General features: G+C 68.1%; 25 protein-coding genes. 13 read left to right on the top strand and 12 right to left on the bottom strand.

Annotated features, from left to right (window positions below):
* The first annotated feature begins 12 nt into the window (after positions 1-12).
* From KF892_20385 to KF892_20405, 5 genes are all read left to right on the top strand, one after another.
* Positions 13-3132: an HsdR family type I site-specific deoxyribonuclease gene (locus tag KF892_20385; GenBank protein MBX3627379.1), complete on the top strand. Its 3120-nt coding sequence runs from the start codon at positions 13-15 to the stop codon at positions 3130-3132.
* Positions 3132-3851, top strand: a complete 720-nt coding sequence (locus KF892_20390; GenBank protein MBX3627380.1) for a M48 family metallopeptidase — start codon at positions 3132-3134, stop codon at positions 3849-3851. Before KF892_20385 ends, KF892_20390 begins: the two co-directional genes overlap by 1 nt.
* Before the next feature lie 363 nt (positions 3852-4214).
* Positions 4215-4493 (top strand): translation initiation factor IF-1, encoded by a 279-nt coding sequence (gene infA, locus KF892_20395; protein ID MBX3627381.1) that lies wholly within the window; start codon positions 4215-4217, stop codon positions 4491-4493.
* A gap of 105 nt (positions 4494-4598) precedes the next feature.
* Positions 4599-4808 (top strand): cold-shock protein, encoded by a 210-nt coding sequence (locus tag KF892_20400; protein MBX3627382.1) that lies wholly within the window; start codon positions 4599-4601, stop codon positions 4806-4808.
* Positions 4809-4862: 54 nt separating this feature from the next.
* Entirely contained in the window at positions 4863-5069 is a 207-nt protein-coding gene (locus KF892_20405; GenBank protein MBX3627383.1) for a hypothetical protein, read from the top strand.
* A gap of 19 nt (positions 5070-5088) precedes the next feature.
* On the opposite strand, the gene KF892_20410 is transcribed toward KF892_20405, so the two are convergent.
* The 8 genes from KF892_20410 to KF892_20445 form a co-directional block, all read right to left on the bottom strand.
* Positions 5089-6072, bottom strand: a complete 984-nt coding sequence (locus KF892_20410) for a trypsin-like peptidase domain-containing protein (protein ID MBX3627384.1) — start codon at positions 6070-6072, stop codon at positions 5089-5091.
* 158 nt (positions 6073-6230) lie between these two features.
* A complete protein-coding gene (locus tag KF892_20415; GenBank protein MBX3627385.1) occupies positions 6231-7352 on the bottom strand; it encodes an acyl-CoA dehydrogenase family protein in 1122 nt (373 codons plus the stop codon).
* A gap of 67 nt (positions 7353-7419) precedes the next feature.
* Complete coding sequence (locus tag KF892_20420; GenBank protein ID MBX3627386.1) at positions 7420-8601, bottom strand: acyl-CoA dehydrogenase family protein; 1182 nt, start codon at positions 8599-8601, stop codon at positions 7420-7422.
* A 20-nt stretch (positions 8602-8621) separates the two neighbouring features.
* Complete coding sequence (locus tag KF892_20425) at positions 8622-10730, bottom strand: enoyl-CoA hydratase/isomerase family protein (protein ID MBX3627387.1); 2109 nt, start codon at positions 10728-10730, stop codon at positions 8622-8624.
* Positions 10731-10848: 118 nt separating this feature from the next.
* Positions 10849-12021: an acetyl-CoA C-acyltransferase gene (locus KF892_20430; protein ID MBX3627388.1), complete on the bottom strand. Its 1173-nt coding sequence runs from the start codon at positions 12019-12021 to the stop codon at positions 10849-10851.
* A 161-nt stretch (positions 12022-12182) separates the two neighbouring features.
* A complete protein-coding gene (locus KF892_20435; GenBank protein ID MBX3627389.1) occupies positions 12183-12695 on the bottom strand; it encodes a hypothetical protein in 513 nt (170 codons plus the stop codon).
* A gap of 134 nt (positions 12696-12829) precedes the next feature.
* Positions 12830-13408: a hypothetical protein gene (locus tag KF892_20440; GenBank protein MBX3627390.1), complete on the bottom strand. Its 579-nt coding sequence runs from the start codon at positions 13406-13408 to the stop codon at positions 12830-12832.
* 8 nt (positions 13409-13416) lie between these two features.
* A complete protein-coding gene (locus KF892_20445; GenBank protein ID MBX3627391.1) occupies positions 13417-14541 on the bottom strand; it encodes a hypothetical protein in 1125 nt (374 codons plus the stop codon).
* 183 nt (positions 14542-14724) lie between these two features.
* On the opposite strand from KF892_20445, the gene KF892_20450 reads away from it, so the two are divergent.
* Positions 14725-15258: a thioredoxin family protein gene (locus KF892_20450; GenBank protein MBX3627392.1), complete on the top strand. Its 534-nt coding sequence runs from the start codon at positions 14725-14727 to the stop codon at positions 15256-15258.
* Between the two features lie 7 nt (positions 15259-15265).
* Here KF892_20450 and KF892_20455 read toward each other — a convergent pair whose 3' ends face one another.
* On the bottom strand, positions 15266-15577 hold the full coding sequence (locus KF892_20455) for a hypothetical protein (protein ID MBX3627393.1): 312 nt from the start codon (positions 15575-15577) through the stop codon (positions 15266-15268).
* A 165-nt stretch (positions 15578-15742) separates the two neighbouring features.
* On the opposite strand from KF892_20455, the gene KF892_20460 reads away from it, so the two are divergent.
* Positions 15743-15940 carry a hypothetical protein gene (locus tag KF892_20460; protein MBX3627394.1) on the top strand — a complete coding sequence of 66 codons (198 nt, stop codon included), beginning with the start codon at positions 15743-15745 and terminating at the stop codon, positions 15938-15940.
* A gap of 18 nt (positions 15941-15958) precedes the next feature.
* Here KF892_20460 and KF892_20465 read toward each other — a convergent pair whose 3' ends face one another.
* Positions 15959-16645, bottom strand: a complete 687-nt coding sequence (locus tag KF892_20465; protein MBX3627395.1) for a CoA pyrophosphatase — start codon at positions 16643-16645, stop codon at positions 15959-15961.
* Between the two features lie 72 nt (positions 16646-16717).
* Between KF892_20465 and KF892_20470 the strand changes: the two genes are divergently transcribed.
* Complete coding sequence (locus KF892_20470) at positions 16718-17029, top strand: hypothetical protein (GenBank protein ID MBX3627396.1); 312 nt, start codon at positions 16718-16720, stop codon at positions 17027-17029.
* A 9-nt stretch (positions 17030-17038) separates the two neighbouring features.
* Here KF892_20470 and KF892_20475 read toward each other — a convergent pair whose 3' ends face one another.
* On the bottom strand, positions 17039-18349 hold the full coding sequence (locus tag KF892_20475) for a hypothetical protein (GenBank protein MBX3627397.1): 1311 nt from the start codon (positions 18347-18349) through the stop codon (positions 17039-17041).
* 188 nt (positions 18350-18537) lie between these two features.
* On the opposite strand from KF892_20475, the gene KF892_20480 reads away from it, so the two are divergent.
* From KF892_20480 to KF892_20500, 5 genes are all read left to right on the top strand, one after another.
* Positions 18538-19149, top strand: coding sequence for a glutathione S-transferase family protein (locus KF892_20480; GenBank protein MBX3627398.1), 612 nt, complete (start codon positions 18538-18540; stop codon positions 19147-19149).
* A gap of 121 nt (positions 19150-19270) precedes the next feature.
* Complete coding sequence (locus KF892_20485) at positions 19271-20848, top strand: hypothetical protein (protein ID MBX3627399.1); 1578 nt, start codon at positions 19271-19273, stop codon at positions 20846-20848.
* Positions 20849-20895: 47 nt separating this feature from the next.
* Positions 20896-21354, top strand: a complete 459-nt coding sequence (locus tag KF892_20490) for a hypothetical protein (protein MBX3627400.1) — start codon at positions 20896-20898, stop codon at positions 21352-21354.
* Positions 21351-22535, top strand: coding sequence for a hypothetical protein (locus KF892_20495; GenBank protein ID MBX3627401.1), 1185 nt, complete (start codon positions 21351-21353; stop codon positions 22533-22535). Before KF892_20490 ends, KF892_20495 begins: the two co-directional genes overlap by 4 nt.
* Before the next feature lie 123 nt (positions 22536-22658).
* Positions 22659-23636, top strand: a complete 978-nt coding sequence (locus KF892_20500) for a hypothetical protein (GenBank protein MBX3627402.1) — start codon at positions 22659-22661, stop codon at positions 23634-23636.
* Here KF892_20500 and KF892_20505 read toward each other — a convergent pair whose 3' ends face one another.
* Positions 23637-24467, bottom strand: a complete 831-nt coding sequence (locus KF892_20505) for an aldo/keto reductase (protein MBX3627403.1) — start codon at positions 24465-24467, stop codon at positions 23637-23639.
* Between the last annotated feature and the right edge of the window lie 12 nt (positions 24468-24479).

Raw genomic sequence — 24479 nt, forward strand, 5'->3', positions numbered from 1 at the left:
GGAGGGAGGCCCATGAGCAGTGTCAGCAAACCCGAGCGGGCCACACAAGACCGGGTGGCCGCGCTTTTGCGCGACGAGCTGGGCTACCGGGCGCTGGGCGACTGGACGGATCGCAGCGGCAACAGCCACATCGAAGAGGCGCTGCTCACCCAGCACCTCACGGGCCGCGGCTACAGCGCCGCGCAGATGGCGATGGCGCTGCACAAGCTGCGCACCGAAGCCCGTCACCCCAGCCGCTTGCTCTACGCCAACAACCAGGCGGTGCATGGCCTGCTGCGCTACGGCGTGCCGGTGCAGGCCGAGGCGGGCAAGCCGCACGAGACGGTGCACCTGGTGAACTGGGCCGAGCCCGAGAAGAACGACTTCGCGTTTGCCGAAGAAGTGACGCTGCACGGCGGCCACGAGCGCCGGCCCGACATCGTGCTTTACCTCAACGGCATCGCCATCGGCGTGCTGGAGCTGAAGAACAGCCGCGTCGACATCGGCGAGGGTATCCGCCAGAGCCTCTCGAACCAGCGGCCCGAGTTCAACGCATGGTTTTTCAGCACGGTGCAGCTGGTGATGGCGGGCAACGACTCGGAAGGCCTGCGCTACGGCACGGTGGGCACGCCAGACAAGTACTTCCTGACCTGGAAGGAAGACGAAGCTGACAACAGCCGCTACAAGCTCGACAAGTACCTGCTCAAGCTGTGCGAGAAGCGGCGCCTGCTGGAGCTGGTGCACGACTTCGTGCTGTTCGATGGCGGCGTGAAGAAGCTGCCGCGGGTGCACCAGTACTTCGGCATCAAGGCGGCGCAGGAGCATGTGCGCAGGCGCCAGGGCGGCATCATCTGGCACACCCAAGGCGCAGGCAAAAGCATCTTGATGGTGTTGCTGGCGCGCTGGATTCTGGAGAACAACCCGCGTGCGCGGGTGGCCATCGTGACCGACCGCGACGAACTCGACAAACAGATCGAGCGTGTGTTCAGCGATGCGGGCGAAACCATCTACCGCACCGGCAGCGGGCGCGACCTGATGCAGCAGCTGGCCCAGCCCAGCCCACGCCTGCTGTGTTCGCTGGTGCACAAGTTCGGCCTCGCGGGCCGTGGCAAGGACGACGCGGCGTTCGACAAGTTCATCGAGGAGCTGCGCGCCGCCCCCAGCCCCACGGTGGGCGAGGTTTTCGTGTTCGTCGACGAATGTCACCGCACGCAGAACGGCCGCCTCAACCGCACCATGAAGGCGATGATGCCCAACGCGGTGTTCATCGGCTTTACCGGCACGCCGCTCCTGAAGCAAGACAAGGCGACCAGCCTGGAGGTGTTTGGCGACTACATCCACACCTACAAGTTCAGCGAGGCGGTGGAAGACGGTGTGGTGCTCGACCTGGTGTACGAGGCGCGCGACATCGACCAGAAGCTCGGCCCTTCGGCGCAGATCGACCAGTGGTTCGAGGTCAAGACCCGCGGCTTGAACGAGTGGCAGCGCGACGAGCTGAAGAAGCACTGGGGCACGATGCAGAACGTGCTCAGCTCGCGCTCGCGCATGGAGAGGGTGGTGGCCGACATCGTGTTCGACTTCGCCACCAAGCCACGACTGTCGAACGAGCGTGGCAACGCCATCCTGGTGGCGGCGAGCATCTACGAAGCCTGCAAGTACTTCACGCTGTTCCAGAAGACGCCGTTCAAGGGCCGCTGTGCGGTGGTGACCTCCTACAACCCGCAGGCCCGCGACGTGACGCTCGAAGAGACTGGCGCCAACACCGAGACCGACAAGCAGTTCATCTACAACACCTACACCGAGCTGCTGAAGGAGGTGGAGGCCCAGCCCGGCCGCAGCAAGACCGAGACCTACGAAGACCAGGCCAAGGCCTTGTTCATCAAGGCGCCGGCCCAGATGAAGCTGCTGGTGGTGGTGGACAAGCTGCTGACCGGCTTCGACGCACCGCCTTGCACCTACCTCTACATCGACAAGTCGATGCAGGACCACGGCCTGTTCCAGGCCATCTGCCGCACCAACCGGCTTGATGGTGACGACAAGGATTTCGGCTACATCGTCGATTACAAAGACCTGTTCAAGAAGGTCGAGAAGGCGATTGCCGTCTACACCGCCGAGCTGGACCACAGCGCGGGCAGGGCCGACCCGCAGGTGCTGATGCACGACCGCCTGAGCCTGGCGCGTGAGCGCCTCGACGGTGCACTCGAAGCGCTGGCGCTGCTGTGCGAGCCCGTGCCGCTGCCCCGGAGCGACCTCGATTACCTGCACTACTTCTGCGGCAACACCGAGATCGCCACCGACCTGAAGGAACATGAGCCGCAGCGCGTGGCGCTCTACAAGGGGGTGGTGGCGTTGTTGAGGGCTTATGCCAACGTGGCTGACGACCTGGCGGCGGCGGGCTACAGCCCGGCCGACATCACGCGCCTCCAGCAGCAGCTCAAGCACTACACCGACTTGCGCGAATGGGTCCGCAAGGCTGCGGTCGAGACGCTGGACCTGAAGCCCTTCGAGGCCGACATGCGCCACTTGATCGACACCTACATCGAGGCGTCGGCACCGCGCAAGATTTCGCCGTTTGACGGCGTGGGCCTGCTGGAACTGATCGTCAAGACCGGCATCGCCGAAGCGATTGCGCACGAGTTCGGCAACCGCCAGGGCAACCGTGAAGCGGTGGCCGAGAGCATCGAGAACAACGTGCGCAGCAAGATCCTGAAGGAGCACCTCACGGACCCGGCCTACTTCGAGAAGATGTCGGCCCTGCTGGACGAGATCATCCACCTGCGCAAGCAGAAGGCCATCGAGTACGAGGAGTACCTGCGCCGCATCGCCGATCTGGCGCGGCGGGTGCAGGTGGGCCGAGACGACACCGTACCGGCTGCCCTGGACACCAAGGGTCGTCTGGCGCTTTACAACGATCTGAAGAAACATCGGCCCGAAAACCAGGCAGCCGAGCCCGACGCGCCGTATGGCGAAGCCGATCCGCTGGTGGCGCTCGCGCTGCGGCTCGACGCCGCCATCCGGCGCGACTGCCCCGACGACTGGCGTGGAGAGCGGGCCAAGGAGCAACTCGTCAAGATGGCGATGTATGGCGTGCTGCACGACATCAACGAAGTGGAGCGTCTGTTCCCGATCGTGTTTGCGCAGAAGGAGTATTGATGGCCGTTGCGCAGCTCGACCTCGGTGGCATGCCTGTCGAGGTGGTACGCAAGGACATCAAGCATGTGCACCTGAGCGTCTTGCCGCCGCAGGGCAGAGTGCGTGTGGCCGCGCCGCAGCACATGAAGCTCGACACCATCCGTGTGTTCGTGGTCTCTCGGCTGGTGTGGATCAAGTCGCAGCAGCGCAAGATGCAGGCGCAAGAGCGCGAGACGCCGCGGCTCTACCTCACCCGCGAAACCCATCACGTCTGGGGGCGCCGCTGCCTGATGGACCGGGTGGAGAAAGACGAGGCACCGCGCGTGGTGCTGAAGCGCAATCGGCTGTTGCTGCAGGTGCGCCCCGGTACTGCCGAGACGCGGTGCGCTGCCTTGTTGGATGCGTGGTACCGCGAGCAGGTGCGCGAGGCTGTCCCCCGACTCGTGGCCAAGTGGGAGCCGGTGATGGGGGTGAAGGTTGGGCCGGTCTATGTGCAGCGCATGAAGACGAAGTGGGGCAGTTGCAACCCGGCGAGTCGATCCATGCGCCTGAATACCGACCTGGCGAAGAAGCCGCCCGAGTGCCTGGAGTACATCGTCGTGCACGAGATGGCCCACTTGATCGAGCCGACGCACAACGCGCGATTCACATCCCTGATGGATCTCTTCTTGCCGAACTGGCAGCACCTGCGGGCAGCGCTCAACCGTCTGCCCGTTCGGCATGAGGATTGGGACTACTGATCGGGGAAACGTCACGCTCGGGAAGACCCGCCAACCCGCTGCGGGGCCATACGGAGTAACATGCGGGCTCGACGCGCCCAGGCACCTCCCCCCAAGAGTTCTCTGGGCAGCGCTGAGATCCGAGTGATCTCCCTCCTTGGCCAGACCGATTGCCCAGCGCAATCTCGGCTCCTCTGGCAGCCCTGGTTCGCAGCATCTACCCCTGCCAACCACCCGCGGGATCGAGTTCACCCGCCGCTGGCGTGCCTGGCACGCTCCCCTCCACTACCGGCCGTCCTCGCTTCGAGGGCATGCCACTCCCCCGATGCACCGCGGCGGCAACGCCCGTGGTGCGACCACTTCGAAACCTTGCACAGGGAATACATGGCCAAGGAAGAACTGATTGAAATGAATGGCACCGTCAACGAGATCCTCCCGGACTCGCGGTTCCGCGTGACGCTCGAAAACGGGCACCAACTCATCGCCTACACCGGCGGCAAGATGCGCAAGCATCACATCCGCATCCTCGCGGGCGACAGCGTGTCGCTGGAAATGTCGCCTTATGACCTGAGCAAGGGCCGCATCACGTTCCGGCACCTCGACCGTCGGGGCGCACCCCCTCCCGGCGCTGGCGCTGGCGCAGCCCGCTTCGGGCGCCGCTGATCGGGCTGAATGACGACTCAAGAATTCAGCGCCCAGATCCAGACTCTGCTCTCGCGCACCAGCACCAGCTGGCGCCTCTTTTCTCCCCCATTGAAGGAATACGACATGACCACCGAAACCGGCACCGTGAAATGGTTCAACGAAAGCAAGGGCTTTGGCTTCATCGCCCCCGACAACGGCGGCAAAGACCTCTTTGCCCACTTCAAGGAAATCCAGGGCACCGGCTTCAAGACGCTGCTGGAGAACCAGCGCGTTGAGTTCGAAGTGACCCAAGGCCAGAAGGGCCCGCAAGCCTCGCGCATCCGCGGCATCTGACCCTGCCCACCCCCGCCCCGCCGACCGGACGCCATCGTGGACGCTCCTCGTGCGCTGCCCTCGCCCTCACGCCGTGAAGCCCTGAGAGACACCTTGCCCGCCACCGTGGACCTGCTGCGCAGGTGCCGGGCGGCCGAGGTGCCCGACGGCGACATCGAAGACTATGTCGCCTTGAACTGGCTGGAGTGGAATGGCGGCAGCCTCCGCTTGACGGAGGTGGGGCTCAACATGTGCAAACAGTTGGCGGCGGGGATGGACTGACCACCCCCGCGGCGCACGCTCAGTGCGTCGTCAGGCGGGCCAGCACGTCGGCGTACCACGCCGAGTTCAACCCGAGCGACTCATCGTCGCTGACGCTGCGGGCCGACATGTCGAGCCGCGCAGCGTGAATTCCCAACAGCTTCCAGTTCCCGTGCTGGTGACTCAACACTGGCGCACCACTGGTGCCCCGGTGCGTTCGTGCGTCCGTCAGGAAGTAACCCTGCCCCTGGAAGCGCAAGCCGAACGATGACGCGACCTGCCCCTGGCGGATCACCGGCAGGTGGTGCAGCGTGTCGTGAAAGCCGAGCGGGAACCCCATCACCACGAGCGAAGCGCCCACCGGCACGTTCGACGGCTTGGCCTCGATGTGCGCCGGCGTCCAGGCCTGCAGCACACAGTTGGCCGGCAGCGTGCTCGGGTCGATCTCGAGCACCGCCACGTCGACCATGCCGGCGCTGTCGTGCGTTTCGCGCCAGGTGGCGGTGCCGTTGCGGTAGAGCGGCATCGAGAGCTGCGCCACCTGCGTGAGGTTCGAGCGGTCGGTGTGCAACTCGATCTCCAGGCGGTCGGGGTGGTGGCCGCTGGCCGCGTCGATGAAGACGTGCCGGCAGGTCACGAGGTAGAGGCGGCCGGCCGCTTCGAAGAAGAAGCCGGTGGCGGCTGTCAGCGGCCTGGCGCCTTCGAAGGTGTGCACACGTGCCACGGTGAGCAGCACCGTGTCGCAGCCGGCCGGCGAGTCGGCATGCGCTGCGGCCTCGGTGCGGTCGATGAAGCGCCCGGTGCGGCCCACGTCGGCCTCGAAGGCGGTGATCGAGTGCTCCGAGATCGGCACGTGCAGCAGCACGGTGCGCGCGACCTCCGCATGCTGCTCGAACACACCCTTGAGCTCTTCCTGCGCCTCGGGCGGCATGACCTTCATCATGGCCGTCACCAGGGCTTCGAGTGCGACCAGGTTGCCCTTGAGTTCGCAGATCTTCTCGCTTGCTTCTTGCATGTTCTTCATTGGGGCCCCCAGAAGAAAAAAACCGCGGACCCAGGCCGCGGTTGTCGGTGCTCAACGAACAAGCGTCGTCAGGACGGTCAGGACTTCACATCACGTGCCGACCCATCGTACAGGCATCGCCCATCCGCCGGGGGCCCGAATGGCTTTGCGCCGGAACGTCATGCGAGGGCCGCATAGCGCTCCAGGTGGTGGTCGACATCGCCGAAGCGCTGCGAGGCCATCGTGAGCCGGCGGAAGGTGTGCGACACCTTCAGCTCCTCGGTCATGCCCATGCCGCCGTGCAGCTGCACAGATTCCTCGCGCACCAGCTTCGCGGCTTCGGCGATCTTCACCTTGGCCGATGACACCGCGCGGGCACGCTCGGTCGGCGTGAGGCCGCCGTCGTCGACCTTCGCCGCCGCGAGGATGGCCATCGAGCGGGCTTCTTCGGTGGCCACCACCATGTCGACCATGCGGTGCTGCAAGGCCTGGAACGAGCCGATCGCCACGCCGAACTGCTTGCGCGTCTTGAGGTACTCGAGCGTGGCGTCGCAGGCGAACTGCATCGCGCCGACGGCCTCGGCGCAGAGCAGGGCGGTCGCGAAGTCGACCGCTTCCTCGATCAGCGGCAGGGCTTCGCCGGCCGTGCCGAGCAGTGCGTCGGCGCCCAGCTTCACGTGGCTGAAGCTCACGTCGGCAGCGCGCATGCCGTCGACCGTGCGATAGGCCTTGAGCGAAACGCCTGCGGCCTTCGGGTCGACGAGGAAGAGGCTCGCGCCATTGCCATTGCTCGCCGACACGATGAGGCGCGTGGCCGTCGGTGCGCCGATCACCACGGTCTTCTCGCCGTTGAGCAGCCAGCCGTCGGCGTTGCTCGTGGCGGTGGTGGTCTGCGGCGCCAGCTCGTAGCGGTGGCCGGGCTCGCTGCTCGCGAAGGCGAGCTGCACCGAGCCATCGGCCAGGCCCGGCAGCCAGGCGCTGCGCTGTGCGTCGTTGCCGGCGCGGGCGAGCAGGCGGCCGGCGAGGCCGATGTTGTCGAGCAGGGGCTCGACCACCAGCGCTTCGCCGCAGGCCTGCATCACGGCCATCAGGTCGACGGCACCGCCGCCGAAGCCGCCGTCGGCCTCGGGCAGCGTCATCGCGGTGAGGCCGAGTTCGGCGAAGGTGGCCCACACCTTCTCATTCACGCCGGTGGGGGAGTTGAGGATGGCCTTGCGCTTCTCGAAGTCGTAGGCGTTGGTGAGGTACTTGCGCAGCGAGTCGGCGAGCTGCTGTTGTTCGTCGGTAAGTTCGAAGTTCATGTCTTGCTCCAGGGCTTCGACAGGCTCAGCCCGAACGGTGATGGGGCTCGGCCCGAACGGCAGAAGGTCACAGGCCCAGCGTGGCCTTGGCGATGATGTTGCGTTGCACTTCGTTCGAGCCGGCGTAGATGCTGACCTTGCGGTAGTTGAAGTAGCGCGGTGTGACGCTGGTCGCGATGGGGTCGAGTTCCTCGCCGTCGATCGCGCGGAACGGCTGCGCGTTGGGGCCCAGCGCTTCGGAGGTGAGCAGCGTGATGGCCTGCGCGATCTCGGTGCCGCGGATCTTCAGCATCGACACATCGGCCCCCGGCGGCTGGCCGCTGCGGCGCATCTTGTCGAGAAAGCGCATCGAGGTGAGTTCCAGCGCCTGGATGTCGATCTCGATGCGGCTCAGCTTGTCGCGGAAGCGCAGGTCGTCGAGGAGGGGCTTGCCGTTCTTGAGTTCGGTCTTCGCGATCTCCTTCAGCTCGGCCAGCATGCGCTTGCTGCCGCCCACGTTGCCCGAGCCCATGCGCTCGTGGCCCAGCAGGTATTTCGCGACCGTCCAGCCCTTGTTCTCTTCGAAGACGAGGTTTTCGACCGGCACCTTCACCTCGTCGAAGAAGACTTCGTTCACCTCGTGGCCGCCGTCCATCAGGATCAGCGGGCGCACGGTGATGCCCGGCGTCTTCATGTCGATCAGCAGGAAGCTGATGCCTTCTTGGCGCTTCTCGGCGGTGGGGTCGGTGCGCACCAGGCAGAAGATCCAGTCGCCCCAGTGGCCGAGCGTCGTCCAGATCTTCTGGCCGTTGACGACGTAGTGGTCGCCCTTGCGTTCGGCGCGGGTCTTCACGGCGGCGAGGTCGGAGCCGGCGCCGGGCTCGGAATAGCCCTGCACCCAGAAGTCGACGCCATCGCGGATGCGCGGCAGGAAGTGATCCTTCTGCCCGGGCGTGCCGAAGCGCATCAGCACCGAGGCGCACATGTTGGGGCCGAAGGCCGGCAGGCCGGGCGCGCCCGAGAGGCCGAACTGCTCTTGATAGAGGTAGCGCTGGGTGATGTTCCAGCCGGTGCCGCCCCATTCTTCGGGCCAGTGCGGCACCGACCAGCCCTTCTTCGCGAGGATGCGGTGCCAGCGCATGACGTCGTCCTTGCTCAGCTCGCGGTGCTCGCGCACCTTGGTGCGGATGTCTTCGGGCAGGTTGGTGTCGAGCCAGCTGCGCACTTCGTCGCGGAAGGCCAGCTCTTCGGGGGAATAGCTCAGGTCCATGTGCTTGTCTCCTGGTGTTCTCAGTTCGTGCGCACGAATTTCTTGCCTTCGGCGGCCATTTTTTCGAGCAGCGGCGAAATCTTGAAATTGGCGCCCATGCGCGGGCCGTATTCCTTCAGCTTCGCGACCACGGTGTCGAGCCCGACGGTGTCGGCATAGAACATCGGGCCACCTCGGTACACCGGCCAACCATAGCCGTTGAGCCACACCACGTCGATGTCGGAAGCCCGAAGCGCAATGCCTTCTTCCAGGATCTTGGCGCCCTCGTTGACCATCGCGTAGATGCAGCGTTCGAGGATCTCCGCCTTGCCGATCTCGCGCGGCGTGCGGCCTTCCTTCGCCATGAAGTCGAGGATGACCCTCTTCGTGATCTCGCTGGGTTTGGCGTTGCGGTTTTCGTCGTAGTCGTAGTAGCCGGCGCCGGTCTTCTGGCCGCGGCGGTCCATCTCGCACAGCACTTCGCGGATGGTGGAGCTCTTGCTCTTTTCCTTGTTCCAGCCGAGGTCGAGGCCGGCCAGGTCGCTCATCGCATACGGGCCCATCGGCATGCCGAAGTCGTAGAGCACCTGGTCGATGTCCCACGGCATCGCGCCTTCCATCAGCATGGCGTGTGCCTGCGCGCCGCGCGCACCGAGGATGCGGTTGCCGATGAAGCCGGGGCACACGCCGGAGATCGCGGCCACCTTGCCGATCTTCTTGCCCACCTGCATCGCAGTGGCGAGCGCCGTGTCGGAGGTCTTGGCGCCGCGCACCACTTCCAGCAGCTTCATCACGTTGGCCGGCGAGAAGAAGTGCATGCCGACCACCGCCTCAGGCCGCGAGGTGGCTGCCGAGGCGATCTCGTTGACGTCGAGTGCCGAGGTGTTGGTGGCGAGCACCGCACCCTGCTTCACGATGCGGTCGAGCTTGCCGAAGATCTCTTTCTTCACCGCCATGTTCTCAAACACGGCTTCGATCACCAGGTCGCAGTCGGCGAGCTTCTCCATGTCGAGCGTGCCGGTGATGAGCGCCATGCGCTTCTCCACCTCGTCTTGCGTGAAGCGGCCCTTCTTGGCCGAGTTCTCGTAGTTCTTGCGGATGACGCCCAAGCCCCGGTCGAGCGCGGCCTGCGCGGTTTCGACGAGGGTGATCTTGATGCCGACGTTCGCAAAGTTCATCGCGATGCCGCCGCCCATCGTGCCGGCGCCGATGATGCCCACGTGCTTCACGTCGACGATCGGCGTGTCGGCCGCGATGCCGGGAATCTTCGCCGCCTCGCGCTGCGCGAAGAAGGCGTAGCGCTGCGCGATCGATTCGGTGCCGGCCACGAGCTGCTGGAAGAGACGCCGTTCGGTGGCGAGGCCATCCTCGAAGGAGCCGTTGACGGCCGCTTCCACACACTGGATGCAGGCCTCCGGCGCCGGTAGCCCGCGGAACTTCTTCGCGTTGGCCTTGCGCACCGCCGCGAAGATCTCGGGCTTGCCACGCGCGGCGGCGATCCTGTCGTCGAGGTCGCGCACCTTGCGCAGCGGGCGCTTCTCGTCGATCACCTTGCGGGCGAACGCAATGGCGCTCGCCCGCAGCTCACCTTCGGGCACCAGCGCGTCGAGCAGGCCCATCTCGAAGCACTCTTTCGCCGGCACGTGCGTGCCGTTGACGATCATGTCGAGGCCTTTCTCCACGCCCACGATGCGCGGCAGGCGTTGCGTGCCACCGGCGCCCGGCAGCACGCCGATCAGCACCTCGGGCAGGCCGCATTTCGCGCTGGGCACGGCCACGCGGTAGTGGCAGCACATCGCCACTTCGAGCCCACCGCCGAGTGCGGTGCCGTGGATGGCGGCGATCACCGGCTTGGGCGAGTTCTCGATGAGGTCTTGCGCCTCGCGCAGGCCAGGGGCCTTCGGCGGCTTGCCGAACTCGGTGATGTCGGCACCGGCGAGGAAGGTGCGGCCGGCGCAGATCAGCACCACGGCCTTCACGTCGGGGTGGGCCGCTGCGGCCTGCATGCCGGCGACGATGCCTTGCCGCGTGGCCTGCGAGAGCGCGTTCACCGGTGGGTAGTCGATGGTGAGGATGCCGATGTCGCCTTCGACGGTGAAGGTGCCGGCGCCGCTGGTCTCGCTGACGGCGCCGTTGTTGGTGATCGTCATTTGTCTTGTCTCCTGTGGAAATAAAACTCCGTTCGCCCTGAGCTTGTCGAAGGGCGCGTGTGGCACTGCGCTGGCTTCGACAGGCTCAGCCCGAACGGACGCGGGGGAGCCCCTTCGCTCAGAACACTTCGAACAGCCCCGCGCCGCCCATGCCGCCGCCGATGCACATCGACACCACCACGTGCTTTGCACCACGGCGCTTGCCTTCCATCAGCACATGGCCGGTGAGGCGCGCACCCGTCATGCCGAAGGGGTGGCCGATGGCGATGGAGCCGCCGTTGACGTTGTAGATGTCGGGGTTGATGCCGAGCTTGTCGCGGCTGTAGAGGCACTGGCTCGCGAAGGCTTCGTTCAGCTCCCAGAGGTCGATGTCCTGGATCTTCAGGCCGTGGCGCTCCAGCAGGCGCGGGATGGCGAAGACCGGGCCGATGCCCATCTCGTCGGGCTCGCAGCCGGCGACGGCCCAACCCTTGAAGGCGCCCAGCGGCTGCAGGCCGCGCTTCTCGGCTTCCTTCGCTTCCATCAGCACCACCGCCGCGGCGCCGTCGCTGAGCTGGCTCGCATTGCCCGCGGTGACGAACTTGCCGGGCCCGCGCACCGGCTCCAGCTTGGCCAGGCCTTCGAGCGTGGTGTCGGGGCGGTTGCACTCGTCGCGGTCGACCACGGCATCGACGATGGTCTCGGCCTTGGTGACCTTGTCGACGAGCTTCATCTTCGTTTTCACCGAGATGATCTCGTCCTTGAACTTGCCGGCCTTCTGCGCGGCGGCCATCAGCTGCTGCGAGCGCAGCGAATACTCGTCTTGATACTCACGGCTGATGCCGTAGCGCTGCGCCACGATGTCGGCGGTGTCGATCATCGGCATCCAGATCGCGGGGTGCAGGTCGGTGAGCGTCGGGTCTTGCCCGCCACCACCGCCGCCCTGGTGGCTGATCGAGTCCACGCCGCCGGCGACCATGATGTTGGCGCCGTCGTTGAGGATGTAGTTGGCCGCCACCGCAATCGCGTTCAAGCCCGACGAGCAGGCGCGGTTGAGCGTCATGCCGCTGGTGGTGACCGGCAGGCCGGCGAGCAGGCCCGCGCTGCGCGCCACGTTGCCCGAGGCGGCCACCTGGCCGGCGATCACGTCTTCCACTTCCTTGGGGTCGACCTTCGAGCGGTCGACCGCATGCTTGATCGCGTGGCCCAGCATCGTCATGCTTGGCGTGATGTTGAAGCCGCCGCGTGCGGCCTTCGCAAGGCCCGTGCGGGCATAGGAGACGATGACGGCCTGTCGGTTCGAAGAAGTCATGGGTGTTGCCTCTGGCAGAACGTTGATGAAGGGGCCAAACCCATGATGACCACAAATGCCCTGGGCCGCTGTCGCGCAGTGAACAGCCGAGTGCGCCTGCCGGAATCCGGCCCATGAAAAAAGGGCGCCGAAGCGCCCTCGTGGAGAAAGTGGGTTTGGACTCAGTGGCCGTCGCGGTCCGAGTCGCCCGGGATCACGTTTTCCACCGTGTTGCTGAGGCGGTGCCAGGCGTCGCGCGAGGCGTGCTTGGCGTTGTCCCATTCCAGGCCCGAGCTGCCGCGGCGGGCGCTCCAGCCGCGGCTGAGTTCGGGCTCCACTTCGTCGAAGGTGCGGCCCGGGTAGCGGCTGTACGCGTCGACGCCGTAGCCGTAGGCCGGCTGGTAGTCGTCGTAGCCCAGGGCACGGTCGACGTAGGGGCGGTCGGCGTAGTTGTCGCGCCAGTAGGTGTCTTCGGCGGCCGGGTCGACGGCACGTGCAACGGCCTTGCCCGAGAGCGCGCCCACCACGGCGCCGGCAGCGGCACCCACGGCCGCGCCCACCGGGCCGGTCATGCCGCCGATCGCGGCACCGGCGGCTGCACCGCCGGCCACACCACCGGCCACGCCGCCGATCACCGCGCCAGTGCCGGTCGCGGCGGGATGGGACTTCTTATCAGGGGTGTTCGAGTTCAACATGGGACATCTCCTTCAGTGCATTGAACGAGCCACAAGGTTAGGAGTGCAGGTGTCGGCGCTCCATCGCCGTGGGGCCCGTCGTCGTGAAGGGCATGCGGACTCGTGCCTGTCAGCCTTCGCCCACACGGGGCGGCTCAGCCGTTCTTGAAGAGCCCGCGTTCCTTCATGCGCATCAGGCGCGAGCGGGTGGCCGGCTTGTGCGACAAGGCGGTGACGTGCAGCGTGGCATCGGGGAGCGGCGCACTGTCGTCGTGGGCATCGTCGTCGTCCGAGGAGGAAAGGTCGTCGGGATAGGCGTTCATCGCGGCCCAGGGCGCGGGCTCGTCGTGAGGATCCAGGTGGTGCGGCTCGTCGTCGTGCGGCGAGGGCAGGGGCATCACGTCGGCCACCACGTCCATCAGTACCGGCAGTTCGCGCATCACCTGCTCCATGTCTGCACGGCTGGGCCGCTTGCGGCGGCGCTCGGTGGGGCGCGGCGCGGGCTCTGGCGGCGCGAGCGGCTTGACGTCGGCGCGCGTCACGATGTCGGCGCGTGTGTCCCCCGCAGGGGCGGCCATCGCGGCGCTGCCGTGCAGCCGCACCTTCTCCCCCACCAGCCCGGTGGCGGCCAGCTGGCGCAGTCGCTCCGCGCGGGCGCGGGTGCTCTTGAGGGCGGAGAGGGCGGCGTGGAGCTCGGGGTAGACCTCGCTGTCGATGTCGATGTCCAGTCGCATGGGCCGGCTCAGCTCTCGGCGAGCGCTTCACCGATCATCTGGAAGCCACGCACGTTGGCCGCCATCGGCTCGGGCATCACGAACACCGGGATCGCCGGGAAGCGCTTCTGCAGCACGTCGCGGTAACGCTCGGGGTGGCCGCCCACGAGCACCACGAGGTCGATGATCTCGTGCGCATCGCGCAGCCCGTCGACCATGCGGTTGATGGAGTCTTCCACCACGCTCATCACCACCGGCTCGAAGCGGTCGAGCGCGTGCGCGGTGCCCGAGAGCTTGACGGGCTTGCCGGCGCGCAGCGCGTCGTTGATGCGCGGCATCACCGCGGGCCCGAGCGGGCGGCCCACGTCGGCGGCGAGCGACTCCTGCACCGCGCGCACCACGCGGTGCCGGCCGGCGTCGGACGCGGCGCCGCTCGCCCGCGGGTTGATCGAGCCCTGCTGGATCAGCAGCCAGTCGAGCGTGTGCTCGCCGGGGTCGACCATCAGCACCGAGAGGTCGTCGAGGTCGTCAGCGCTTGCGAGCGGCTCGAGCGCGCCGCCGGTCTGCTGGATGACGGCGTTGAGCTCGTCGAGTTCTTCGCCGATGGCGGCGTAGCCTCCCATCGGTTGGGCCTGCACGATCACCTTGTCCACCGTGACCTTCTTGCCGCCGCCCACGTCAAGCTCGCCCTCGTAGTGCGCGCGCAGGTAGTCGCGGCGGTTGGCGTCGTTGTATTGGTTGACGGGCAGGCCGAGCACGAGCAGGTCAATATGGGTGTCGCCCGCATCGGCCATGTAGCGCAACGCGCCCTTGGTGAGCGCTTCGTAGATGGTGCCGCGGTAGAACTCGTCGGTCACGTCGCGGCCGAAGCTGCCACCGGCCTGCGCGAGGCCCACGTCGCGGCCCACTTCGTAGAGCGCGCCGTTGACCGGCACGTCGAAGGTGTCGCGGCGGCGCGTGCCGAGGCTGCGCACGGCGCTCGCGTCGGCCGGGATGGCCATCGACGGGAAGTGGATGATGTTCACGCCATCGTCGTCGTTCACCGTGAGCTTCACCAGCCCGAAGCCCACGTCGATGGCGCGCACGACGGGTGACGAGGGCGCGTGCGGCGCGGTGACTTGCCGCAGCTTGGACGATGCGGAAGGTGTGGGCATGACGGTCTCCGAAGTGATGGGGCCGGTTGTTTATAGCCCGCGGGTCCAGCTCGACCCAGCCATGCCTATGCGCGCGTCGTGGAACGCCGATTGCCCTCGTGGCAACCTTTCGCTGCGGGCCGTGTAAGGCGCGTGCCGCCGCCACGACAAACGAGGTCCGCTCCGGCACAAAAGGAACACGCCATGGCCCCTCGACTCTCTCGCCGCCACCTGCTCCACACGCTGGCCGCGGCGGCGCTGCCGGTGCGCGCCGGGGTCTCGTCGCAGCAGCTGCCCGACTTCGGCGCTGCGCCCGAGTTCAGGGGCATCGAGCGCTGGCTCAATTCGGAGCCCCTCACCCTGGGCGGCTTGCGGGGGCGTGTGGTGATGGTCGACTTCTGGACCTTCGGCTGCATCAATTGCCAGCGCACCATGCCCTACGTGAACGCGTGGGCCGAGCGCTACACCCCGCAGGGCCTGACCGTCGTCGGCGTGCACACGCCCGAGTTCCCCCTCGAGCGCTCGGTCGACAACCTGGTCTCGGCGATGAAGCGCCAGGGCATCCGCCACCCGGTGGCGCAAGACAACGACTGGGCCACCTGGAAGGCCTATGGCAACCAGTACTGGCCGGCCTTCTATCTCGTCGATGCGCAGGGGCGCATCCGCTACAAGCGCTTCGGCGAGGGCGAATACGAGCGCACGGAAAGCGTCATCCGCGCGCTGCTGGCGCAGCGCTGATCGGCCCTCAGGCCGGCGTGCGGGCGCGCTCGATCAGCTGGTCGGCCAGCTGCTGCGCGAGCGCGGCGTGGCCGCTGCCATCGAGGTCGGCAAAGCAGCCATAGCTCTCGAAGTAGATGTTCTCGGCGGTGGTCTGCAGCGTGGGCAGCTGCGGCAGCGCGAACTCGCTCATGCGGACTTCACCCAGCTCGCGTTCGACGATCGTGCGGGCCGTGCGCGCGGCCCACAGGTAGCGCCAGGCGTTCATCTCGACGTGGTGGCCGTCGGCGACTTCCAGGAACACGATCTGGTCACGAAGTCGGGTTTGTTCGCGGAACACTGCACATCTCCGGTGGTCTGCGGGGCGGGGAACCCCGTGCTGTGCATCTTCACGCGCCGGCTGCGGCACGATGCGCGGAATAGCGGGCCATCTGCACCGCTTCACGCCCGACCTCAGAATGCGTCAGGCGCGAGATTTGCTGCACACGATTCAGGAGGTGGACCCATGCAGACACTGGACGAGATGTTGGCCCTGCACCTGCTCACGGCCGACCAGCACGCCGAGATCAGCGCCTGGGTGGCGCAGGCCAAGACGCCCGAAGCCATCATGCAGATGCGCCCGGCGCTGTGGCGCCGGCTCGAGCTGGCCAGCGTGCTGATGAACTTCGACGCCGACCTGATGCAGCCGCCGATGCAGGTCTGAGGCGCTAATTCCAGGGGGCTATTTCCAAGCAAACAGCGGCTGCTCGAAATGCGCCACCCGCGTGGCGCGGCCTTCCAGGCACACCTCGCGGAACTGGTAGAGCAGCGCGGCCGTGGGCGCGGCGATCCAGTCGTCGCCCACTGGCATGCGCAGCACGGCGTGCTCGCTCTCTTCGATGCGGTCGAGCAAGGGCGCATCGGCCCGCAGGAACTCGGCCGCCGCGATGCGGTGCACGCTCGCCACCTCGGCCGGGTTGGGCTCCAGCTCGCGCGCCGCACCGGCCCACACCACCACCGGCGTGATCACGAAGCCCGAGCGGGTGACGAAGTCGTCGAGCCGGCCCAGCACGGCACTCTCGTCAAGCGCCAGGTTCACCTCTTCGGCCATCTCGCGCAGCGCGGCCTGCTCGGGGGTTTCGCCCGGGTCGAGCCGGCCGCCGGGCAGCGCCCACTGGCCGGCGTGGCGGCGCAGCTGGGCCGAGCGGCGGGTGAGCAAGAGGGCGGCCTGCGTGCTCCACGCGGCGGGCTTGCGCAGGCCGCGCAGGTCGGCGCCGAGCCCTTCGTCGACGATGGCGAGCGCCACCGCCGCGGTGGGCAGCGTGCCGCCCGTCGGCGCTGCCTGCACCTCGAAGGCGCGCAAATGGCGTTCGATGCGGGCGCGCAGCGCGTCATCGCGCGGCAGGTCGGGAGGCACGGTCGGGTTCATGGTGAGAGCATCGACGATGCCGCAGTTCCGGTTCTGCTGCAATCGAGCTTGTCCTGCCACCCGTTCCGCACCATGCACTACCTGAGCTTCGACATCAGCGACAACGACGAGGGCGTCACCACGCTCGAAGCGCTGGCCTCGACCGCGCCCGCGCAGCACGCCGCCGTGATGGCCGAGGTGCAGCAGGTGCTCGACTGGGCATGGCGCGAGTTCCCGCACACGCACGGCGCGGCCGACGACGGCATGGACTGGGACCACGACCTGCAGGTGCAGGTGGAGCCCGGCCGCGAGGGCAGTGCGTGGCACAGCGTGACGCTCACGCTGACCGGCTCGCCGCGTTTCGTGGAAGCGTTCGTGGCGGCCTTCGGCGACCCGGCCGCGTGATCGTCCCGATCAGGCGGCGCGGCCCCACAGCCGCGGCTGCCAGTGCCAGCCCGAGCGGGTGACGAGCGCGCACAGCACGGTGAGCATACCTTCGCCGTCGAGCGTGGCCGCGTGGCGGCGTGGCAGCTCGGCGTGCTGCGCATGCAGCATCAGCGGCACGGCGCCCAAGCGCTGCGGTTCGATCAGGGTGGCCTGCCAGGTCGACGTCCACACGTACTGCGCGTCGGGGCCGGTGGCGCTGTGCCACCCGCCCGCAGCGCCGCCGATGGGGGCCATGCGGGCTTCGTCGTCGTCGCGTGGTGCGTCGCCGTTCACGCGCAGTTTCTCGTGCACATGCACGCAGCCGCGGGTGGCGTCGAGCCGCAGGGTGATCTCGTGCGTGCGGTGGGGGTCGGGCGAGGCGTCGACCCGCAGCGCCGGGGCACCCTCGGCCACCGTCACGTCGTGGATCTCGAACGGCCCGCCGGGGCGGCCGAGCGAGAGCAGGCGGGCCTGCAGCTGCTCCAAGGTGGCCACCGCCGCGCCGCGCTGGGCGGGCACGCGGGTGGTGTGCACGCTGCCCCAGGCGACGAGCATGAGGAACACGAGCGCGTGTGCCGTTGCCATCGCGGTGAAGAAGGGCCAGCGCGGCGCGGGCTCGGCGGGTGTGGGGGTGTGATGGAGGCTGGGGGCGGGCACCTGCTGCGCCGCCAGGCGGGCCAGGCCGCTCGCCACGTCGCGCGAGCGCAGGTCCAGCAGGTCGGGGCCGTGCAGTTCGAGCATCACGAAGGTGCCGCCGGTGCCCACGAGGCGCCGGCCGCGGCGGCCGGCATCGGCGAAGGGCTCGGTGGGCATGGCGTGCGTGAGCATCGAGAGGTGGCGTGCGGCGGCGTCGGCGTTGCCGAAGCGGGTGAGGCGCAGCTCGGTGCCATCGTGGAAACGCGCCGAGCGCATGAGCACGATGCCGGCGGCCGGGAGCGGCGTGTCCTGCACGTCGGCGGCGCCGCGCACAAGCCGCTGGGCATCGAGCACCGGGCGCTCGGGCCGCGGGGCCTCGGGGTGGGGGTCGAGCGAGCCGGCCCAGAAGAGCAGCACGATGGGGCCGGCCAGCGTGGCCGCGAGCATGTGCAGGGTGTAGCGGCGGGCGTCGTGGAGGTCGCGCCACAGCAGCGCGAGGCCGGCCAGCGGCACGAGCGCGCAGGCGCCGAGGGCTTCGGCATCGAGGCGCGTGCCGGTGAATGCACGCCACGCCAACACGGCGCCGGCGAAGAGCGTGAGGTAGGCGCAGCACACCAGGCCCAGTCGGCGCACGGGCAGCGTTGGCGAAAGGGAAGCAGACATGCCCGGCAGTCTCGGCCGCAGCGGTTTCGTCGCCGTTTCGCGGCCGGGTGCGGTGTGTTTCGTTTGTAGGCCGGCTTTGTCAACAGGCGCTTCCCCGGGGGCCGCGCATCGCCTCGGCGACAGCGGGCACGCGGGCTTGCTGCAAGCATGCCCCGGCCTGCATCCAGCCAACCACCACGGGAGACAACTTGAAGCTCTACAACGCCCCCATCCCCGCCCCCAACCCGCGCCGCGTGCGCATCTTCCTCGCCGAGAAGGGCGTGAGCGTGCCGCTCGAAGACGTGTCGCTCCGCGACCGCGCGCACAAGGCGCCCGAGTTCAAGCAGAAGAACAGCCTCGGCCAGCTGCCGGTGCTGGCGCTCGACGATGGCACGCACCTGAGCGAGAGCGTGGCGATCTGCCGCTACCTGGAAGAGCTGCACCCCACGCCCCCACTCTTCGGCCGCACGGCGCTCGAGCGGGCGAACGTCGACATGTGGATCCGCCGCATCGAGATGACGGTGATGACGCCGGTGGGCGCCGTCTGGGTGCACACGCACCCCCTCACCTCGCGCCTGGGCACGCAGTACAAGGACTACGGCGAGTCGAACCGCGAGCGCTATGCGAAGGCGCTGCAGTGGTTCGACCGCGAACTCGAAGGCCGCGAGTTCGTGGTGGGCGGCAGCTACACGATGGCCGACATCATCGGCCTCGTGACCGTCGACTTCGCGAAGTTCATCGGCCTCGACATGCCGGCCGACACGCCGCACCTGCACGCGTGGCATGCGCGGGTGTCGGCGCGGCCGAGTGCCCGCGCGTAGCCGCTCCCACTTTCCTCCCGGAGATACGCAACCTTGAGGATGCCGCCCGCCGGCATGGCGGAGACGATGCCTGCTCGTTGAAGCGGGGCGCTCTGCCCCCGCACGTTCAGGGAGAGCGTCGATGCACCAGCGCACGGGGGCGAGGAACCTGCGGTATCGAGGTGCTGCGTTGGCAGCGTTGTGCGCCGGCCTCGCGCTGCCAGTCCTTGCAGACAACGGCCAGGTCGTCAGCGAGAAGGAACAGAAGCGGCGCGACCAACTGGCCCTGTCGATCGCCTGCGTCCGCATCGACGACGGCCGGCAATGGGACTGGCTCGATGATGAAGACGCCCTCAAGAGGCGCGAGTCGCATGCCAAGGCCGCGGTCGAGCTACTCAAGGCTTGCGAGGACGGGGCCCAGACTTCGGCGGTGCTGACCGGCGCCGGCGCCGTGACGGTCTTCGTCAGCCAGGGCTCGTACCGCGTTGCGAGCGAAGCCGCGCGGGCCGACGGCCAGGAGCTTCGGCTAAACCTCAACGGCTTCGACCTCGGGGCCGATGGCGCGCTGGTCAGCTGGGAGCCGGTGCGAGACGACCGCATCGCGCTGCGCTTTCGCGTGCGGCGCGGGGCTGAGGACAAGAACCTCTGGACGGCGCTCTACGAGACCCAGGGCCTGATGGCAGAAGCGCCGCTGCGCGTGGCGCTGGGCTGGTCATCGGAGCGTGCCGTCTCCGGCCAGGCGCCGGCGTATCTCGCGCGGCTCTACACCATCCGCATCAGCGACACCGGCTCGGTGCTCGTGGCGGTAGCCTGGATCGCGGTGCTGCTGCTGGGCTCGCTGTGGACGCTGCTGCGGACCGACACCTTCCGCGATGCGCGGGCCGCGCCGTTCTGGAGGGACGCATTGCAGCTGCGGCGCCGGCTGCGCTGGGAGCTGTTCGTCAACCGGCGCCATGGCGCTCGTGAGCGTGCGACCGACCAGGAGATCGTTGAGCGCACCCTGCGGGCCTCTGCCTTTGGCAGCGTGTTCAAACCGGAAGAGGTGGCTTCGGGCCGCTACCGGGAGGCGGCGGAGCGGGCGCTCGATGGCAACGTGTTGACCCCGGATGAGACGACTCACGCGGTGCTGGGCCTGGCGCTGCTTCGCCGCCGCTGGCGGCCCGTGCGGGCGACCTACAGCCTGGGCCGCGTACAGGTGGGCGCGTGGTTTCTCTTTGCGGTGGCCACGGCCGTGTTCCTGCGGATCGTCTACGGCGCGCTGCCTGAGTTGCCGGCCAGCATGGTGGGGCTGGTGACGCTGAGTGCGGCCACGGCCCTGGCGTCGTATGCGGTCGACACGTCGATGGGGATGGGTCGTTACGCCCCGTCGCAAGGCTTGATGCACGACATCCTGACCGGGCCCGATGACAAGCAGCAGCTGCACCGCTTCCAGGCGGTCGTGGTCAACGTGCTTCTGCTGAGCGTGGGGCTGGCGGAGGTGGTCCACGAGTTGCGCTACCCGCAGTTCGAGGCCAGCTGGCTCGCGTTTCTCGGCGTCAGCGGTGCGGCGCTGACCATGGGCAAGCAGATGACCGAGGGCGCCGTGGCGCAGGAACTCTCTTCACGGGAGGCCGCTTCGCCGCCCGGCAGTGGGGTGCCCGACGTGGCACGTAAGCCAGGCCTTCCGGCGTCGCCGGTTGCGCAAGGCGGCGACGTTCCCGCGGGCCGCGGTCTCGGCTGATCGACGGCGTGCACGGCCTTTTCTCAACACCTCCGAAGGAGCATCCCATGTCCATTCCCGATCCTGACAAGCGCATTGCGTTCAAGGAGACCATCAAGCTCCGCGGCTCGGCTGCGATCGTGAGCGCTGCCGTCTTCGGCGGGCCGATCATCCGCCTGCAGGTTGGCGTGTTCGACGACGAAGATCGCTTGCTCACCGGCATCGGCACCCACGGCCTGGGGCAGCCGCTCACCTCTGAAAACGGCGGGGTGGCCGATTGGCTCTTCACGGTGCCGGCGGGGGCCGCCTACATCAAGTGGGGCGTACAGGCCGCGGTGAGCGCGGCCGGTCTGCGCGCCTACAGCGTCACCGGCAAGGTCCGCGACGAGAACGGCAACGAGCTGGTGGCCGGCCGCTTCGGGGCGGAGATCCCCGAAGGCAAGTCGTTCGACGATTTCATCTTCGACGGCGTGAACGTCATCGTCGAGAAGCAGCCGGCCTCGATGCCGGTGGGGGCTCGGGCGTGAACGCCGTCATGCGCCGTGTGGCGCCTGTGCTGTGGTGCGCCGCCGCAGCCACGCAGTTCCCGTGTGCGGTGGCCGCCGAGAAGACCGCGGAGGAGAAACAGGCCGAGGCGCTGAAACAACAGGCCGAGGCGGTGGAAAAAAAGAAGACCGACGTGTTCGCCGTGCTGCGCGAGCGCAGTGCCATCGACCTGGCCGTGCCCGGCAGCCCGGCGTTTGCCGTGCTCGGCATCTCGCCGTCCGACGTGCAGCGGCCCGGCACCGTGCGTGCGCTGGCGGCCTCATTGCTGCGCGGGGTGGACGAGAACGGTCGGGCCAAGGCCGGGCTGGCCGTCGATTTCGCGCCGCTGCCCTTGGCCGCGCCGCAGCTCATCCGGGGAGGCGACAGCTACGAGCGCAACCTCTTCCTGCAGGCCGCGACCCGCACCACGGTGTCCATCGCCAGCACGCCCGACGAGAAGGGCGGCGACGCGTCCAAGTTCGCGTGGGGCATACGCACGGGTGTCATCGACTTGGGTGACCCGGGCCGCGACTATGACGGCCTCGTGAAGTGCCTCAAGGCCACGAAGCCGGCCGACCTCCCAGGTGGCCGCAATCTCGATCCGCCGTCCGACGCCGCCACCAAGGCTGCCGACGCCGAGCTCGAGGCTTGCCGGAAGGACTTGCCGGTGAAGCCGCTGTGGACGCAGCCGGCCCTCTACGTGGGCTACGGCCGCGCGTGGTACTCGAAGAGCGGCAAGCTGACCGACACCGCGCCGGCCATGACCATGTGGTGGGCGACCTACTCGCAGGGGTGGGACCGCGGCGCCGGCTCCCTCAAGCTGCTGTTCCAGCTGCACGCCAGCCGCAAGACCGATGACCGCGTCGAAGACCCGAACAACTCCGCGCTGCTCGTGCGCCAGGATGCGACGCTGGCCCTGGGGCGACTCAAGGCCGGGCGCGACGATTGGCGCGCGTACCTCGACCTCGGGCAGCGTCGGCTTGAACTCGCGCAAACCACCAAGGAGAGGCTGAAGCAGTTCGGGCTCGGCGCCGAGTTCAAGCTCAAGGGCATGGGCGACCATGCCTGGCTGCAGATCGGCAGCGTGCGCGAGACGGGCTATGCCGACGGCAAGTCGCTCAACAAGGCGACGGTGTCGATCCGGTTTGGCTCCGAGCCCGTGTTCGAGCTACCGGGATCCTAGGGCGTCACCGGCCGCGCCTCCTGGCCCGACGCCGTGGCCGAAGCTGTAGAAGGCCGGCCAACGCCGTGCCCGTAGACTCTGCGACCTGTCGTCAAACACCGGGGGTCGAGCGTGCTGAAGTGGATGAAATGGGTGGGGGCGTGTGTGCTGCTGGCGCTGGCCGGCTGTGGCGGTGGCGATGGTGGGTCGAGTGGCGGCCCCGGCTTCGGCGACCCTCGCAACGGCACCTACCAGGCCTATGCCACCAACGGGCGGGTGTATGAGTTCAGCGTCAACTTCGACAGCGGCACCTACCGCATGCAGGGCAACGGGCTCGACGTGCAGGGCATCTTCACCGGCGGTGCGAGTGGCACCTACGCCATCACCGGCAATGTGCGCTTCCGCACCGCTGCCGACCTGGTGGTGGGCGGCTTCAACTTCGGCAATGGCATCACGAGCTTCGTGGCGGCGCGGCGCTTCGTCACTTCGGTGGCCGAACTCACGCACACCTTCAACGGCTTCGGCGTCAACCTCAGCAGCACCCAGCCCAACGCCACGCCGAATGCGTCGCGCATCTTCTCGTCTCGCTTCTCGTCGGGCAGCCTGCAGACCTGCACCGACAGCTTCATCTACACCATCGCCACCTGTCCCACGGCCTCGGTGTACACCTACACGCTGAGCCTCAATGGCAGCGAGTTCACCGGCGTGGACGCGGCCCACAGCGACACCATCCGCTTCCGCGTGGCGCGCTCGGGCAACCTGCTCATCTACCTGCGCGCCGAAACGCCCACGGGTGGCGTGCCCAGCTTCCGCATCGGCCTGCCCGAGACCAACGGCCTGGCCGGTGGCACCTTCATCGGCGCGAGCACGCTGGGCAACTGGGCGACGACGACGCTGATCGACACGAGCTACGACATCGCCGGCCTGCGCGCCAACGGCAACAACTTCGCCGACTTCGCCGCCTTGTCCGCCCTCGGTGCGAACCAGCCGGCCGGCATCCGCGCCGGCGTGCGGATCAGCGACAACGGCGCCCTGTTCGTCATGCAAGCGAACCCGCTGGCCGTGGTGGTGGGCGCGAACTCGGCACCCGCGGCGGGCTACCTCGAGATCACGCTGCAGTAACTAGAGCATCGCGAGCGCGCTCGGCCCCGCGGGCGGCGGGAAGAGCGCGTCGAGCTCGTGCAGCTCGTCGGCCGTGAGCGGCTTGTCGAGCGCGGCGGCGTTCTCCTGCACCCGCGCCGCGTGGCCGGTCTTGGGGATCACGATCGCGTCTCGCGCCAGCAGCCACGCGAGCGCCACCTGCGCCGGCGTGCGGCCGGTGCGCAGCGCAAACGCGGCAAGCCCCGGGTCGCGCAAGAGCCGGCCCTGATCGGTGGGCGAGTAGGCCATCACCGGAATGTGGCGCTCGCGCTGCCAGGGTGCGAGCGCCCATTCGATGCCGCGCTCGCCCAGGTGGTAGAGCACCTGGTTGGTCTGCACCGCCGCGCCGCCGGCGAGCGCGTGCAGCGCTTGCATCTTCTTCGTGTCGAAGTTGCTCACGCCCCAGTGGCGGATCTTGCCCTCGCGTTGCAGCGCCTCGAAGGCCTGCACCGTCTCGGCCAGCGGCACGCTGCCGGGCCAATGCAGCAGGTAGAGGTCGAGCCGGTCGGTGCCCAGGCGCTTGAGGCTCGCGTCGCACGAGGCGTGCATCGCCCACTTCGAGGCGTTGTGCGGGTAGACCTTGCTCACGACGAAGACCTCGTCGCGCCGGCCGCGGATGGCCTCGCCGACGAGGCTTTCGGAGCGGCCGTCGCCATACATCTCGGCGGTGTCGATCAACGAGAGGCCCAGGTCGAGCCCGCGGCGCAGGCTGTCGATCTCGTCTCGCCGGTGCTTGGGGTCGTCGCCGAGGTTCCAAGTGCCCTGGCCGAGGGCCGCGACGGTCTCGCCGCAGGGCAAGGTGATGCGTTTCATGCCGGCTCCGAA

This window comes from Rhizobacter sp., from assembly GCA_019635355.1.
Taxonomy (GTDB): Bacteria; Pseudomonadota; Gammaproteobacteria; order Burkholderiales; family Burkholderiaceae_C; genus Rhizobacter.